At 63.3% G+C, this 14,440-nt stretch carries 15 protein-coding genes and 1 tRNA gene; 6 read left to right on the forward strand and 10 right to left on the reverse strand.

Annotation, left to right across the window (positions count from 1 at the left end):
- Positions 1 to 17 precede the first annotated feature (17 nt).
- The 4 genes from K3756_RS02265 to K3756_RS02280 all read left to right on the forward strand — a co-directional run bounded on the left by K3756_RS02265 (position 18) and on the right by K3756_RS02280 (position 3,383).
- A tRNA-Met gene (locus K3756_RS02265) sits at positions 18 to 94 on the forward strand.
- A 257-nt stretch (positions 95 to 351) separates the two neighbouring features.
- Entirely contained in the window at positions 352 to 1,392 is a 1,041-nt protein-coding gene (locus tag K3756_RS02270) for a TRAP transporter substrate-binding protein (RefSeq protein ID WP_409202418.1), read from the forward strand.
- A gap of 90 nt (positions 1,393 to 1,482) precedes the next feature.
- A complete protein-coding gene (locus tag K3756_RS02275) occupies positions 1,483 to 2,064 on the forward strand; it encodes a TRAP transporter small permease (RefSeq protein ID WP_259990478.1) in 582 nt (193 codons plus the stop codon).
- A 2-nt stretch (positions 2,065 to 2,066) separates the two neighbouring features.
- Positions 2,067 to 3,383 carry a TRAP transporter large permease gene (locus K3756_RS02280; RefSeq protein ID WP_259990479.1) on the forward strand — a complete coding sequence of 439 codons (1,317 nt, stop codon included), beginning with the start codon at positions 2,067 to 2,069 and terminating at the stop codon, positions 3,381 to 3,383.
- 73 nt (positions 3,384 to 3,456) lie between these two features.
- Here K3756_RS02280 and K3756_RS02285 read toward each other — a convergent pair whose 3' ends face one another.
- Together K3756_RS02285 and K3756_RS02290 are read right to left on the reverse strand one after the other, a co-directional pair.
- Entirely contained in the window at positions 3,457 to 5,139 is a 1,683-nt protein-coding gene (locus K3756_RS02285) for an ABC transporter substrate-binding protein (RefSeq protein ID WP_259990480.1), read from the reverse strand.
- Positions 5,140 to 5,703: 564 nt separating this feature from the next.
- On the reverse strand, positions 5,704 to 6,900 hold the full coding sequence (locus tag K3756_RS02290; protein ID WP_259990481.1) for an amidohydrolase family protein: 1,197 nt from the start codon (positions 6,898 to 6,900) through the stop codon (positions 5,704 to 5,706).
- Between the two features lie 101 nt (positions 6,901 to 7,001).
- On the opposite strand from K3756_RS02290, the gene K3756_RS02295 reads away from it, so the two are divergent.
- The gene (locus K3756_RS02295; protein ID WP_259990482.1) at positions 7,002 to 7,877 is read left to right on the forward strand and encodes a DMT family transporter; all 876 of its coding nucleotides are present in this window, start codon (positions 7,002 to 7,004) and stop codon (positions 7,875 to 7,877) included.
- Here K3756_RS02295 and K3756_RS02300 read toward each other — a convergent pair.
- Positions 7,846 to 8,655, reverse strand: a complete 810-nt coding sequence (locus K3756_RS02300) for a division plane positioning ATPase MipZ (protein WP_259990483.1) — start codon at positions 8,653 to 8,655, stop codon at positions 7,846 to 7,848. The genes K3756_RS02295 and K3756_RS02300 overlap by 32 nt on opposite strands.
- Before the next feature lie 128 nt (positions 8,656 to 8,783).
- Positions 8,784 to 9,854: a sodium-dependent bicarbonate transport family permease gene (locus K3756_RS02305; RefSeq protein ID WP_259990484.1), complete on the reverse strand. Its 1,071-nt coding sequence runs from the start codon at positions 9,852 to 9,854 to the stop codon at positions 8,784 to 8,786.
- A gap of 111 nt (positions 9,855 to 9,965) precedes the next feature.
- On the opposite strand from K3756_RS02305, the gene K3756_RS02310 reads away from it, so the two are divergent.
- A complete protein-coding gene (locus K3756_RS02310; RefSeq protein WP_259990485.1) occupies positions 9,966 to 10,817 on the forward strand; it encodes a LysR family transcriptional regulator in 852 nt (283 codons plus the stop codon).
- On the opposite strand, the gene K3756_RS02315 is transcribed toward K3756_RS02310, so the two are convergent.
- The 6 genes from K3756_RS02315 to K3756_RS02340 form a co-directional block, all read right to left on the reverse strand.
- Positions 10,814 to 11,179 carry a nuclear transport factor 2 family protein gene (locus K3756_RS02315; RefSeq protein ID WP_259990487.1) on the reverse strand — a complete coding sequence of 122 codons (366 nt, stop codon included), beginning with the start codon at positions 11,177 to 11,179 and terminating at the stop codon, positions 10,814 to 10,816. The genes K3756_RS02310 and K3756_RS02315 overlap by 4 nt on opposite strands.
- Positions 11,180 to 11,255: 76 nt before the next feature.
- A complete protein-coding gene (gene rpmE / locus K3756_RS02320; protein ID WP_259990489.1) occupies positions 11,256 to 11,477 on the reverse strand; it encodes a 50S ribosomal protein L31 in 222 nt (73 codons plus the stop codon).
- An 11-nt stretch (positions 11,478 to 11,488) separates the two neighbouring features.
- Complete coding sequence (gene rplS / locus K3756_RS02325) at positions 11,489 to 11,863, reverse strand: 50S ribosomal protein L19 (protein WP_259990491.1); 375 nt, start codon at positions 11,861 to 11,863, stop codon at positions 11,489 to 11,491.
- Between the two features lie 223 nt (positions 11,864 to 12,086).
- Complete coding sequence (gene trmD / locus K3756_RS02330) at positions 12,087 to 12,872, reverse strand: tRNA (guanosine(37)-N1)-methyltransferase TrmD (RefSeq protein ID WP_259990493.1); 786 nt, start codon at positions 12,870 to 12,872, stop codon at positions 12,087 to 12,089.
- Positions 12,869 to 13,657, reverse strand: a complete 789-nt coding sequence (locus K3756_RS02335; protein ID WP_259990495.1) for a hypothetical protein — start codon at positions 13,655 to 13,657, stop codon at positions 12,869 to 12,871. Before K3756_RS02335 ends, trmD begins: the two co-directional genes overlap by 4 nt.
- Positions 13,657 to 14,439 carry a hypothetical protein gene (locus K3756_RS02340; protein WP_259990498.1) on the reverse strand — a complete coding sequence of 261 codons (783 nt, stop codon included), beginning with the start codon at positions 14,437 to 14,439 and terminating at the stop codon, positions 13,657 to 13,659. The genes K3756_RS02335 and K3756_RS02340 overlap by 1 nt, the downstream gene beginning before the upstream one ends.
- Between the last annotated feature and the right edge of the window lies 1 nt (position 14,440).

The following is a 14,440-nucleotide window of genomic DNA, read 5'->3' on the forward strand; positions in this document are numbered from 1 at the left end:
AATCCACCGCCCACGGCGGCGTTATAGCTCAGTTGGTTAGAGCGAACGACTCATAATCGTTAGGTCCCTGGTTCAAGTCCAGGTAACGCCACCATTTTCCTCCCGATTTAGATCGTCTCCGGCTGCGTTTCGCGCGTGGTATGGTGATGCGCGGCCTTTCCCCAAACGCCCTTGATAGTTACAATTACAACTGTTCTGCCTTGGGGCAGCGCGCGGCGGGTCCGACGGCCAAGGGGTCGAATCTGTCGTGACAACACATCCATCGTCGCCTAGCGTCGATCACGACAATAACCGCACGGCCGCGCCCCGAAAGGGCGGCACGCAAGCGGACCAAAAGGGAGACAACGATCCATGATCTTTACACGCAAATCCTTTCTCGGGCTGGCGGGTGCCACGGCGTTGGCCACGGCGCTGGGTGCCGTGCCTGCACTGGCGCAAGACGTGACACTGCGCATGCACCAGTTCCTGCCGCCACAGGCCAATGTGCCGAACCTGATCCTGTATCCGTGGGCCGATCAGGTCGAGGAGGCCAGCGGCGGGCGGATCAAGATCGAACGCTACCCCGCGATGCAGCTGGGCGGTAAGCCACCGGAATTGATGGATCAGGCGATCGACGGCGTGGCCGATATTGTCTGGACCGTTGTGGGATACACCCCCGGCCGCTTCCCCTCCACCGAGGTGTTCGAGCTGCCGTTCATGATGTCGGACGCGCGGGCGGCGTCTTCGGCCTATTGGCAGATGTTCGAAAAGCACATGAAAGATACCGAATTTGCCGATGTGAAGATCCTTGGCACGTGGGTGCACGGACCCGGCGCGATCCACGCCAGCAAAGAGGTGCGCACACCCGCGGATATGGAAGGCCTGAAGGTGCGCGGCGGATCGCGCCTTGCCAACGAATTGCTGAGCAAAACCGGGGCGACCCCCGTGGGCATGCCCGTACCGGCCATCCCCGAAGCGTTGAGCAAGGGTGTGGTCGATGGCGTGACGATCCCGTGGGAAGTGACCGGCGCGCTGAAGGTGCCGGAACTGGTGGGCCACCACACCGAATTCGAAGGCAACGCGCTTTATACGCTGACCTTTGTGCTGGCGATGAACAAGGACAAGTTCGATAGTCTTGATCCCGAGCTGCAACAGGTCATCGAAGACAATTCCGGTCTGGAATTCTCGATCTTTGCGGGTGGCACGATGCAGGATGCGGACGGACCGTCGCGCGATGCTGCGGTGGCTGCGGGCAACAACATCGTGACCGTATCTGGTGATGATCTGGAAAGCTGGCGCACCGTGTCGCAGCCCATCTATGACGAATGGATTGCCGAGATGGACGGCAAGGGCATTGACGGTCAGGCGCTGATCGACGAGGCCCGCTCGCTGATGGACGCCTACCAGCAGTAATCCCGAAACAGACCGAGGCCTGCGCCGACCTTTTGGTGGCGCAGGCTTTTTATCGCCCCTCCCTCCCTTTTGCGCGCCAGAGAGTTGCCGATGCACCGCATTATCCGACTATTGACCCATGTCACGGCGCTGATCGGGGGGATCGTGCTGATGGCATTGATCGTGCTGACCACCCTGTCGATCATCGGGCGCACCCTGAACAAGATGCTGCATGCCGATTTTTTCGATACGCAGCTGACCGGGGTATCGCAATTCCTGCTTGATCTGGGGGTGGGCGAAATCAACGGCAACTACGAGCTGCTCGAGGCGGGCGTTGCCTTTGCCATCTTTGCGTTTTTGCCGGTGTGCCAGTTCTACGGTGCGCATGCCAAGGTGGATGTATTCACCTCGGCGCTGCCGACCCGCGTCGTGCGCTGGATCGTGGCGTTCTGGGAAATCGTGCTGGCGGCCGTCATCGTGTTGATCGTGTGGCGGCTCGCCGGGGGGATGGAGCGGTATTACAGCAACGGCGAGACGACGTTCTTTTTGCAGTTTCCCGTCTGGTGGGGATATGCGGTCAGCTTTGTCGCCGGCGTGGTTGCCTGCATCACGGCGGTCTATTGCGCAGGCGCGCGTGTGGCAGAGGCGCTGCGCGGCGTGATGATCCTGCCGACCGAGCACGGGGAGCATTGAGCATGAGCAACCTCGAACTGGGCTTCTGGTCTTTTCCCGTTCTGCTGCTGATGGTGTTTTTGCGCGCGCCGATCGGGTTGGCGATGCTCCTGTGCGGTTTTGGCGGCTGGTTCATGGCAATGGGGGGCAATCCCACGCCGTTGCTGGCCAAGCTGAAATCCGAGACCTACACCACTTTTTCCAGCTATTCGCTAACCATCATTCCGCTGTTTCTACTGATGGGGCAGTTTGCGACCCTTTCGGGGATGAGCCAGGCGCTGTTCCGCGCGGCCGAGAGCTTTCTGGGGCACCGGCGGGGCGGGGTGGCGATGGCGGCGGTGGGGGCCTGCGCGGGCTTTGGCGCGATCTGCGGGTCGTCGTTGGCCACGGCGGCCACGATGTCGAAGGTCGCGCTGCCCGAACTTCGGCGCTACGGCTATTCGGGCGGGTTTTCCACGGCGACGCTGGCGGCGGGCGGCACTTTGGGCATCCTGATCCCGCCCTCGGTGATCCTCGTCATCTACGCAATCCTGACGGAGCAGAACATTGCCAAGCTGTTTCTGGCGGCGTTCATTCCCGGCATTCTGGCCGCCTTGGGGTATGTGCTGACCATATCGATCTATGTCCGTCTGCACCCCGATGCGGCAGGCACACGCCCGCCTGTGCCGATGGCCGACAGGTTCCGCGCGCTGGGGGCGACGTGGCCGGTTCTGGTGATTTTCCTCGTTGTCGTCGGTGGCATCTATCTGGGCTGGTTCACTCCGACCGAAGGCGCGGCGGTGGGGGCCGCGGGCACCGGTCTGGCGGCCCTGCTGCGGGGATCGTTGGGGTGGCACGTGCTCAAGCAAAGCCTGATCGGCACCGCCCGTACCACCGCGATGATCTTTTTCATCGTGCTGGGGGCCAGTTTCTACAACGGATTTCTGGCGCTGTCGGGCGTGCCGCAGTACATGGCGGATTGGGTCGTCACCCAAGGGTACAGCCCGTGGCTGGTGCTGAGCATCATCCTCGTTTTCTACCTAATCTTCGGGTGTCTGATGGACAGCCTGTCGATGATCCTGCTGACGGTGCCGATCTTCTTTCCGGTGATTTCGGCGATGGATTTCGGGATGACGCCGGAACAGGTGGCGATCTGGTTCGGCATATTGGTTCTGATCGTGGTGGAGGTGGGGCTGATCACGCCGCCGGTCGGGATGAACCTGTTCATCATCAATTCAATGGACCGCCAGACCCCTATGACCCAGACCTACAAGGCGGTGATGTATTTCGTGGGCTCCGATCTGGTGCGGGTGGTGATCCTGGTGATGTTCCCGTCCATCACCCTTTTCCTGCTGTCCTGAGGGGCGGTTCATCCACAACGAAAAAGGGCCGCGCATGTTGCGCGGCCCTTTGTGTTTTAACGGACAGGGATGCTTATGCGTCGCCGGTCCACGCCATCCGCGCGGGATGGTATTCAAAGCTGATGTGGTGCTCTGCGCCGACCAGACCCTCTTTGGTGTGGTTGTAGAGCGACCGCCAGTACGGCTGGATCGTGACGCCTTCTTCGAGAACCAGCTGCTCGGCCTTTGCCATGATCGCGCGGCGTTTTTCAACGTCGGCTGTGGCAAGTGCTTCGGACAGCATCGCATCGAATTCCGCGTTGGACCAACCGAATTCGTTCCACGCCTCGCCCGAACGGTACGCCAGCGCCCAGACCTGTACGCCCAGTGGACGGTGGTTCCAGTTGGTCGAGGAGTAGGGATACTTCGCCCAGTCGTTCCAGAAGGTCGAACCGGGCAGGATCGTCCGCTTGACCTTGATGCCCGCGTCGCGCAGCTGGGCTGCGACCGCATCGGTGGTGTCCTTGCGCCATGCATCGTCGATCGACGTCAGCTCGTGCTCGAAGTCGGCCATGCCGGCTTCTTCCATCAGCGCCTTGGCACCTGCAGGGTCATGCGCGATACGCTCGACGTCGGCGTATTCGGGGTGCATCGGTCCCACGTGGTGGTTGTTCGCCACGATCCCGCGACCGCCATAGCCCAGCTCCAGCAGGACGTTGTTGTCCACGGCCATCGCCAGCGCCTTGCGCACGCGTGCGTCGGCGTAGGGCTTCTTGCCATCCACTTCGGCCAGCTGGTTGGGGCGGATCACGATGGTCGATGCCGACGCGATTTCGTTTTCGACCCAACCGTCGAGGCTCGACATGATGTCGATGAACTCGCCTTCCATGGAATAGAACGCATCGACTTCCTCGCCTTCGGCTGCCGCAACCCACAGGGCCGGATCGGTGCCGTAGTCGATGTATTCCAGACGGTCGATGTAGGGGCCGCCATACACGTCGGTGCCCCACCATGTGTGGTCCTCGTTCTTGACCAGAACCGCCTTCACGCCCACTTCGAGCGATTCAGGCAGGTAGGCGCCGGTGCCGATGGGGTTGTCGACCATCGAATCCGCGCTGAACGAGCTGTGGGTGATCGCCGCGGGATAGTCCGCCATGCCGGCAATCAGCGTGATGTCGGATGCGGGCAGCGACAGCTTGACCGTGTGGCTGTCGACCACTTCGATCGCGCCTTCGATCGCCTGCTCGGTGTCGGCGTCGATCAGCGTGGCAAAGCGGCCCGCCATCGAGTTGCCTTCGAGCTTCTTGTCGCACCAGCCGGTGATGTTGCGCGCCACGTCTTCGGCGGTGAAGTCGTCGCCGTTGTTCCACTTGACGCCCTTGCGGACATTCAAAGTGTACTCGGTCGCGTCATCGTTGATTTCCCAGCTTTCGAGCAGTGCCGGAGAGAAGGTGCCGTCGTTCTCGTAGATCGCGAGATATTCCAGCCACCCGCGCGAGAAGTTGGCAATCTGGCTCCAGTCGTAGGTGCGCGGATCCTTGAGGGCGCGCACTTCTTGCTGCATGCGCACGGTGCCGCCCATTTTCTTGTTTGCATGTGCAGCAGCCTGCGCCGGTGCGGTCATGCCCATCATCGCGTATGCGGTCGCCGCCGTGGCGCCAAAGCTGCTGGCGGTTGCCAGAAACTCGCGGCGGCTCACTTCATCACCGCGGGCCGCTTTCGCGCCATCAATCACGGTTTGCGGCAGTGGTTTGCCGGTGCGTGTGGTAAATGTCATTGTCTTCCTCTCTGTTGTCGGCGGCACGCTTGCGCGCCTTTGTCCGCCTTGTGCCACGATTTTACCGTGGCTGGTGATCGCAGTTTTCTGCTTTTTAGCCCGCCGTCCCGCAGCGCGGGCGTGGGCGAACCGTATGGCCGGATGATCCGACGAAGAGTGACCGCCCGTCAAGCAACCTATGACGTGGTGGGCCGGAAATGGGGCAGATTTCGCGGGTGAATCCATGACACGGCCCTGCGCAATGGGGCAGAGCCCCTCAATGGTGTGGCGCGGGGCGCGAATCTGTGTCCGAGCCTCACAGGTTTGTGAACTGCGATTGCGCGGCTGTATTCCGGCTAACTCGCGGAATCGGCTTGATTTACCCAAGGTCACCTTCGCGGTTTGGCCTCGGTGCCGTCGCGTCTCAGCGGGGAGCGTATTGGCGGCTTTCCGGACTTGCGCCATGCGGCCTGTGCGTGGCCCGGAAATCCGCCGAGCGGACGGCAAAAGGGCGCGCCACCGTGGACGCATCCGCGTGAATTTTCCCCGTGGGCGACGCGCCAATTTCTCCCGACCCAACGCGCCTTAGCTGTGCCGCATCGCAGCATCACGCCATTGCACAAGCGGCGCCCGACCGGCGACAAGCGCATTCGTGTCCTCGACCGCACAGGTCATCAGATCGCCGACATCGAGGTCTTCGACCATCTGAACTGGCAGACCCAGCGCCGCGCGGGCGTCGGTCGTGATCATCGGCAGCCAGTCCGCCATGGGCGGATCCAGATGGGCACCGAGTGCCGCAAGATGCAGCGCGGCCATTGGATCAAACTGGCCCATGGGACAAAAGGCATCCGCAATGTTGTCTGACGCGGTGAGCACCGGCACCCCGCCTTTGCGCAGTTCACGCAGGCGCGTCAGGCCGCGTCGGTCGGGGGTGCCGGAGCGTCGATCCTGCAGATACAGATTTGTCGTCGGCAGGGCGCATACCGACGCGCCGCAGTGGGCGAGTTTGTCGATGATGCGCGCCACGTCATCGGGCGCGCGGTCCATCAGGCTGACGGCATGGCCGCACAGGATCGGCCCGTTGAACCGGACATCGCGCGCGGCGTCGGCAATCGCCTCGAGCCCGTTGAGATCGCCAAGGCCCTCATCGACGTGGAAATCCACCGGCAATCCGGCCTCCGACGCTGCGCGGAACAGGGCGCGTATTCCGTCGATCATCCGGTCCTGACCGTGCACGAAAGCGCCCAGAACCCCACCGTCCGCCGCGATCCGTGCGACGAGCGGTCTGACGAAATCGGGATCGGCATAATCCTCGATTCCCACAAGGCAGGCGCGTTGCAGCGTCAGGTCGGGCGTGTCGGCGGCCAGTTCGGCAAAGACCTCCCACGCCAATGGCGCCTCTGGCGTATCGCCCCAATCGACATGGGTGCGCAGGGTGCGGGTCCCTGCGGCGCGGGCCTCCGAAATGCCGCGCCGTGCGCGCTGTCGCAGGTCATCGGCCGTCCAGTGCTGTTTGTCGGCGCGTTGCGCCGCGATCGCCTGTTTCAGATCGCCCGCCACTGCGCCCATGCGGTAGATCGTGTGGCACTTGTCCAGATGGCAATGCGCTTCGGTCAGGGGCGGGAGGATCAACGGGGCTGGCCCTTCTGGCGCACCAGGCCGCAGGTGTCTGAGCTTGCCGTTTTCGACAACGGGCACACCGCGCAGGCAATCGCCCGCCGGCGTGCCGCCCATGCGGTCGGGATCGCGCAGAAGCGTTCGGGGGATCATCACCTGTGTCATCGGCCGCCTTTCATCGTGTCGCCTCACAGCTAGGCCGCGGGCGCGGGGCGTCCATCGCGCAGGGACTTGTGCGGGGATGGCAAAACAGGCACCTGTTGCGGATGAATGATCAAATCAAGGGTTTGCTGCTGACAGCGCTGGGGGTGCTTTTCGTTGTGCCAGACAGCCTGTTCGTGCGGCTGATAGATGCGCCACCGCTTACAATCGCGTTCTGGCGGTTGCTCAATTCCGGTCTGCTGATCGCGGTTGGATTGCTGATCTGGCAAGGAACGGCCCCGTTTCGCGCCGTGCTGGGCAGCGGTTGGGCCGGGGTCATCTATGGTGCGGGGGTGGGCCTCAGCGGTCTCTTGTTCGTGTTGGCGGTCGAGAACACATCCGTGGCCAACGTGGTATTCATCATCGCGTCGATGCCGGTGTTCGCGATGCTCTTCAGCCGTGTCTTTCTGGCCGAGCGGATCAGCCCGCGGATGCTGCTGACGACGGTGGCGGTGTTTGCGGGGTTGGCCATCATCGCCTACGGATCAGGCGAAACCGAAGGCGCGTCATGGCGCGGCGATATGCTGGCGTTGGGCGTGTCGGCGATTTTTGCCGGCGCATTGACCGCGGCACGCCACGCAAAACACGTGTCGATGGTGGCGGCTGTCCCGATGGGGCATGTGGCGATGGCGCTGCTGATCCTGCCGTTTGCCACACCGTTCGCCGTGGCAGTCGATGCGGTGCCCGTGCTTGGCCTGCATGCCGGTTTCATCATGCTGAGTTCGATTTTTCTGGCGCTGGGGCCGCGGTTCATCACCAGCGCCGAAGTGTCCTTGCTGGTGCTGGGCGAGAGCGTTTTCGCGCCGCTTCTGGTGTGGGCGATGCTGGGCGAAGACCCGGGCCGCTGGACGCTGATCGGCGGCACGGTCGTTCTGGCCGCGCTGTTTGCGTCAAACCTTTGGGTGTTGCTCAGAAATCGGCGGAAACACCCGGCAGGTTGAGCGCCTTGACCAGATCGCGCAGTTCCTGACGGGCCGCGATGTTCGAGATGTTGAGCTGTTTGACCCCGATATCCTTGAGATCAAGCAGGGTCAGCCCGCGGGGAAACAGCTCGCGGAAAATGACCCGTTCGTTGAAGCCCGGTGCAATGCGGAACCCGATCCGTTTGGATAGGTTCTGGACCGCGCGCTCCATCTTTTCCTTGTTGACCATGCGTTGTGCGCCCATGCGGTTGCGCACCACGACCCAGTCGATGGGCGGCAAGCCGGCCTGCGCGCGCAACTGCCGCGCGTTCCAGACCATTTCGGAATAGACGGACGGGCCGGTGATCTTTTCGCCGCTGGCGTCGGTGTGGGCCAGCAGATCGAAATCGATGAAGCTGTCGTTCAGCGGTGTGACAAGCGTGTCGGCCAGACTGTGGGCGACCTGGCTCAGCCGCGTGTGCGATCCGGGGCAGTCGATCAGGATGAAATCGTTGTTCGGCTCCAGCTCTGCCACAGCGGCGGACAGGCGGTGGTCATAGACGTTTTCACCGGGCTTGAGCGCAGAGGCGTCAATTTCCGGCAGTTCGTGGCATTTGGGGCTGGGCAGGTCCAGACCGCTCTCGGCCAGAAATTTCGCCCGGTTGTCGGTGTAGCGCCCGAAGGTGCGTTGACGCAGATCCAGATCCAGGGCGCTGACCTTGTGCCCCATGCGCGCCAGTGCGGTGGCCAGATGCATCGAAACGGTTGATTTGCCCGCTCCGCCCTTTTCGTTTCCAACGACGATGATATGCGCCATGCCCGTGGTCCCTTTGCCATTCCTGCCTTTGCGCAGGATATTGTTGTAGGACACTATATGTGGGGTTTGGGCCTTTGGGAAGCGGCGAACGCCCCGAATCCGGTGGATCGGGGCGCTCTTGGGTCAGTTCACAGGCCGATAAACAGGTCCGCGAGCCAAATCCACAGCGGAATGCTCAGGATCGCGACGGGAGTGCCCAGACCGGTCGAGGCGCCCACATAGGCCGACGGATTTGCTTCGGGCAGCGCGCCGCGCATTGTAGGCGGGCCGGAAATGTCCGAACTTGAGGCCGCCATCACCGCCAGCAGAACAATGCCGCCTGCCGAAAATCCGGTGAGCTGATGGGCGATCATGCCCAGACCAAACCCGATTGCCCCGTGCACCAGCGGTGCGCTCAGACCATAGAGCACGTAGGCGTGGGCGACCTTGCGCAGCTCCGACAGCCGCGACCATGCTTCCATGCCCATCACCAGCATCAGGATCGACAACAACCCCCGGAACAGCGGCTCGTAGAAGCTGGCATACACCGCTTCGGGACGGCCCAGCACGCCGATCGCGATGCCCAGCAGTAAGGCCGAGATGGCACCGCTTTGCAGCGTGTCCGTCAGGATCCCCCGCACAAGGGTCCGGTTCTCGGAGGGGCCATCGTTGTCGGCGCTGCCGGTTCCCCCCAAGGCCATGGTCGCGGCGCCATTCTGCGGGATCACGTTGCGCGACCGCGCCTGTGCCATCTTGGCCATCAGGATCGCCGTGACGAGCGCCGCGATATCCATGAAGGGATAGAGCGCCCCGATGAACCCTTCGTAGGCGATGCCGTCCGCATCCAGCATGGCCATTGCGGCCGCGAGCGTCGAGGCAGAGACCGCGCCGAACAGACCCACCGTGGCCATCCCGTCCATCGGGGACACGCCCCGCAGCCGCGCCAGGCTGCGTGACCCTAAAAGCACGATTGCGATACCGGTGAGCGCCGCCGCCGCTGCGGGCACTGCGAGCGAGACGAGATCGGCTTCGCGGATCGAAATGCCCGCGCCCAGCCCAACCTTCAGCAGCAACAAAAGCACCACGAATTTATAGACCGGTGTCGGCACTTCCAGCTTGCTGCCCAGAGCGGCGAGCATCATGCCGCCCAGAAGAAAGGCCAGCGTCGGCTTTTGCAGCTGGCTGAGCACTGTGGTGGCGATGTCTGCGAGTATATCCATGATCGGGCTCCTGATCGGTGGGGTTTCGATGGATATGGCGCAGCGGCGATATGAAGAAAAATATAACTTTTGGGTATTTTCGTTCTATTTATGTGAACGAAAGGGGCTGTCATGTTGAATTACCATCATTTGCGGTACTTCCGCGCTGTCGCGCACGAAGGCAATCTGACTCGCGCTGCGGAAAAACTGAACCTGTCGCAATCGGCGCTCTCGACCCAGATCAAGGCGCTTGAGGCGCGGCTGGGCCAGCCGTTGTTCGACCGCGTCGGACGTCAGTTGCAACTGACCGAGGTGGGGCGCATCGCGCTCGATCATGCGGACCGTATTTTTGCGACGGGGGCAGAGCTCGAGGCGACGCTGGCGCAGACCGCAACCCACGTGCCGCCGCTCAGGGTGGGTGCGCTGTCCACACTCTCGCGCAACTTCCAGATCCAGTTTCTGCGGCCCGTATTGGCGGGCGGGGATACGGAAATCATTTTGCGGTCGGGCGGTGCGGATGATCTGCTGGGCAGCTTGCGGGCGTTGGGGCTCGACGTTGTGCTGACCACCGAAGCGCCGGGCACCGCGGTGGCGGGGGAGTTCAGGACCCACCGCATCGCGGCACAGAGGGTGGCCCTGCATGGCCCCCCCGCACGGTTGCGGCACAAGACCCTGCGCGATCTGTTGCGGGCCGAGCCGCTGATCCTGCCGACGGGGTCGATCAGAACCGGGTTTGACGGGTTGATGGCGCGTCTGGACGTGACGCCGCGCATCGCCGCCGAAGTGGATGATATGGCGATGGTGCGGTTGCTGGCCCGCGATGATGCAGGTCTGGCGCTGGCACCCGATGTGGTGCTGGCCGATGAAATCGCGAGTGGGCGGCTGGTCACCGCACCTTTCGATCTGGACCTGACAGAGACATTTTATGCGGTGACCGTTCCGCGCAGCTTTCCGCATCCGTTGCTTGAAGGATTGCTGCGCTAATGCGCGGGCGTGTCCTGGCTGAAGATGTTGCGCCATCCCTGCGGGTATCGCTGCCAGATGGAGCTGACAAACATCGTCTCCTCCGCCTCACGGCCCCGGCGGCGATAGGTGGCGCGGTAGCTGATAAGCGCGTAATCAGCGCCCATCGCCCGCACGCGGATGTCCGTGAGCGTGTAGTGGTCGACACCGGGGCCATCGTGCAGTTGGCTCACATGTGCGTCCTTGCCCGCAAAACCGTCGGGATATACACCCAGAAAACTGTCGTGCAGCGCGGCGGCATCGGCGGCGGGGTCCCCCGCGACAAGCGCCTCCCAGACCGCTCGTTCGCACGTCTCGATTGTGTGTCGCAGAGTGTCGGTCACGGCTGCCCCGTGCCCAAACGAAAAAGGCGCAGCCACGGGGGCTGCGCCTTTGAAAAACACATGGCAGGGTGCGGGATCAGAAGCCCAGACCTGCGTATTTGTTCTTGAACTTGGACACGCGGCCACCGGTGTCCATCAGACGGCTGGAGCCGCCGGTCCATGCGGGGTGCACGGAAGGATCGATGTCGAGCGACAGCTGGTCGCCTTCGGCGCCCCATGTCGATTTCATTTGCACCACTGTGCCATCGGTCATTTTGACGTTGATGACGTGGTATTCGGGATGTGTATCGGCTTTCATCAATCTGACCCTTACGCTTTGAGTGGCTTGTAGTTGGCGTTTTCGGTGATACGTGCCGATTTACCGCGACGCGAGCGCAGGTAGTACAGTTTGGCACGACGCACACGGCCGCGGCGGACCACGGTGATGCTGTCGATGTTTGTCGAATGCAGGGGGAATACACGCTCCACGCCTTCGCCAACCGAAATCTTGCGAACCGTGAAGGAACCGGCAATGCCCTTGCCGTTCTTGCGGCTGATGCAAACGCCTTCGTAGTTCTGCACACGGGTGCGTGTGCCTTCGGTCACGCGGAAGCCGACACGAATGGTGTCGCCTGCGCGGAAGTCGGGGATTTCATTTCCCAGTTCGGCGACTTGTTCCGCCTCGATTTGTGCGATCAGGTCCATCTGATCTTCTCCTTTGATGCTCGTGGTATGCCACGAAGATGTTTGTCATGATCCCAGAGCTTCGGTCTGTTCTGTCGGGCCTACCGCGGTGGCCCATCGAAGGTAGCATCGTCATTTCTTAGGTCTGTCGACGCCACGCGCCAACAACCGGAATCGCATAGCGCTCCGGTTGCGCGCGGTATAGGGGGGATTGCGGGCCGGATCAAGGGGCCGCGGTGCGCCGCTACTTGCTGTATTTTTCCCACATGTCGGGGCGCCGGTCCCGCGTCAGGGCCTGTGCCTGCGCGTGGCGCCACTTCTCGATCTCGGCGTGGTTGCCCGACAACAGCACCGGCGGAATGGCGCGGCCCTGCCACTCGGCGGGTTTGGTGTACTGCGGATGCTCCAGCAGGCCGGCGGAATGGCTTTCCTCAACGGTGCTTTCGGCGTTGCCGAGCACGCCCGGCAGCAAGCGTACGGTCGCATCGATCATCGCCTGCGCGGCAAGTTCACCGCCCGTCATCACGAAATCCCCCAACGACACCTCGGTGATGTCGTAATGCTCGATAACCCGCTCGTCGACGCCCTCGAACCGCCCGCACAGCATGGTCACACCGTCACAGGTGGCCAGGTCGCGCGCCATCGCCTGGTCAAAGCGGCGGCCCCGCGGGCTCATGTAGAGTATTGGCCAGCGGCCTGTGGTCTGACGCTGGACCGCATCGATGGCGGGTCCCACCACATCGGCGCGCAGGACCATACCCGCGCCGCCGCCCGCGGGGGTGTCATCGACATTGCGGTGCCGTGTCAGCCCGTGGCGGCGCAGGTCATGCGGGTGCAACTGCCAGCGCCCGTCCTGAAGCGCCTTGCCGGTCAGGCTGGCACCCAGAGCACCGGGAAAAAGCTCGGGAAACAGGGTGATGATGTGGGCCTGCCAGACACCGGCATAATCAGGCGTTTCGCGCATCAATTCGCGCGGCTGCAGGGTCGGGCGCACCCGTTGTTTGCCGTGGGAACGGTTTGCGGCGCTCATGTGGTCTGTCCCGATGTAAGAATGGCGTGTTTGGCGGCCTTGCGGGCCGCTTTGTCGGTATGGGTCCGGTTGGCCTGCAAAAGGGCCGCCAGCGTCGCATCGTCGGCGCGGCGGTTCTGCGGCGGCTGCGGTTCCATGCGGGCGCGCAGATCGGTGGGCATATCGCATAGATCCAGCACCGGATCGGCGGGGCCCAGCGGCCCATCCGCGTGGTCTTCGAGCGCGAAGCGTTCGACGCGGGCGGGTACCCGTGCGGCAATATCGTCGATCACGCCATCGAGGTCGGATGCACCGGGGTACTGCGCGGCAAACGCCGCAAAGTCGAGCGTCAGCGAGGAGGCGGTGACATGCTCGGCCCAGGCCGATCTGATCCAGTGATCCGGTTGGCGCGTCCCAAAGCAAAAGACAATCTCGGCCTGGGGGAAGGCCGCGCGCGCACGGTCCCAGTAAAGGTACATCAGAACCGGTGCCGCGCTGTAGTCGGCCAGCGGGCCGCGCCCTGGCAAATGGCCCGACAGCTCTTCGGCCGACAACAACAGCGTGCGCCGCGGCATGCCCGGCAGACCGGCGAGCAGCGCATCGAAGCGGCGCTGCACTTTATCCAATGCGTCGGGGGTGCCGTAGGTCGAGTAGCCCCGCGTGGCGTGCATCAGATCGGTCATCTGGCCCTTGAGGCGGATGGCCAGCGCAGGCATCAACAGCTTCCGGTTGGCCCGCAGCACCGACTGCACCGAGGATGTGCCGGTTTTGTGAAACCCTGCGTGGATGACGATACGGCGGGGCATCAGGCGGCCCTTGCGATCAACGCGCGTTTGGCATCGCGCAAATCGGTGCCCTGCATATCGCCGCGGTTCAGCTCCAGCAGGGCGGCATCCAGCGCGGGATCGGGATCGGCGTCTGCATCGGGCGGCGGGGCGAGCCCCTTGCGCCGGGCATCCGGCACCCCAACGCAATCCAGCAGCAGATCAAGAGTGCCTAACGGGCGTGTGTTTTCAGCCGCTGCATCGGCGCGCAGAACCGACAGGTGGGGCACTGCTTCGGCCACGGTGTCCACGGCGGCGGACAGATCGGCAGACCCGGCAAAGCGCGACACGTAATCGTCCCGGTCCAGCACCATGCGCGCGGTGCGCAAATGCTGGCGGTAGGACCGGTGCAGCCAGCCGTCCGCATCCCGTATCGTGTAGAACAGGATGATTTCGTCGTCCGGTACCGCCGCTTCGAAGGCCAGCGCGATTGCCTGCGCGAGCTTTGGTGCCGCCGTGTAGCCGCGCAGCCCCTTGCGGCCCGGCAACCGGCCCGACAGCGCTTCGGCGGACAGGATAATGGTCGGCGCGCGAACCTCGCTCAGGCTTTGCGCAAGGGACGCGGCCTCGAATTTGACCATTCCGAGGTCCAGATCGCTGCGGCTGACGCTGTAGGCGCGTGCGGATGTGCACAGCGCGGCCATGCCGGGGCGAAACAACATGTGGACATGCGGTGCAAGCGCCGCGCGGTTGGCGCGCAGGGTCTTTTGCAGGCGGCTGGCGCCCGTGTGGTGAAATCCCGGATGGATGAGGATGCGGCGCACG

Origin of the sequence: Sulfitobacter sp. S190 (assembly GCF_025141935.1) — a bacterium.
Classification (GTDB): domain Bacteria; phylum Pseudomonadota; class Alphaproteobacteria; order Rhodobacterales; family Rhodobacteraceae; genus Sulfitobacter.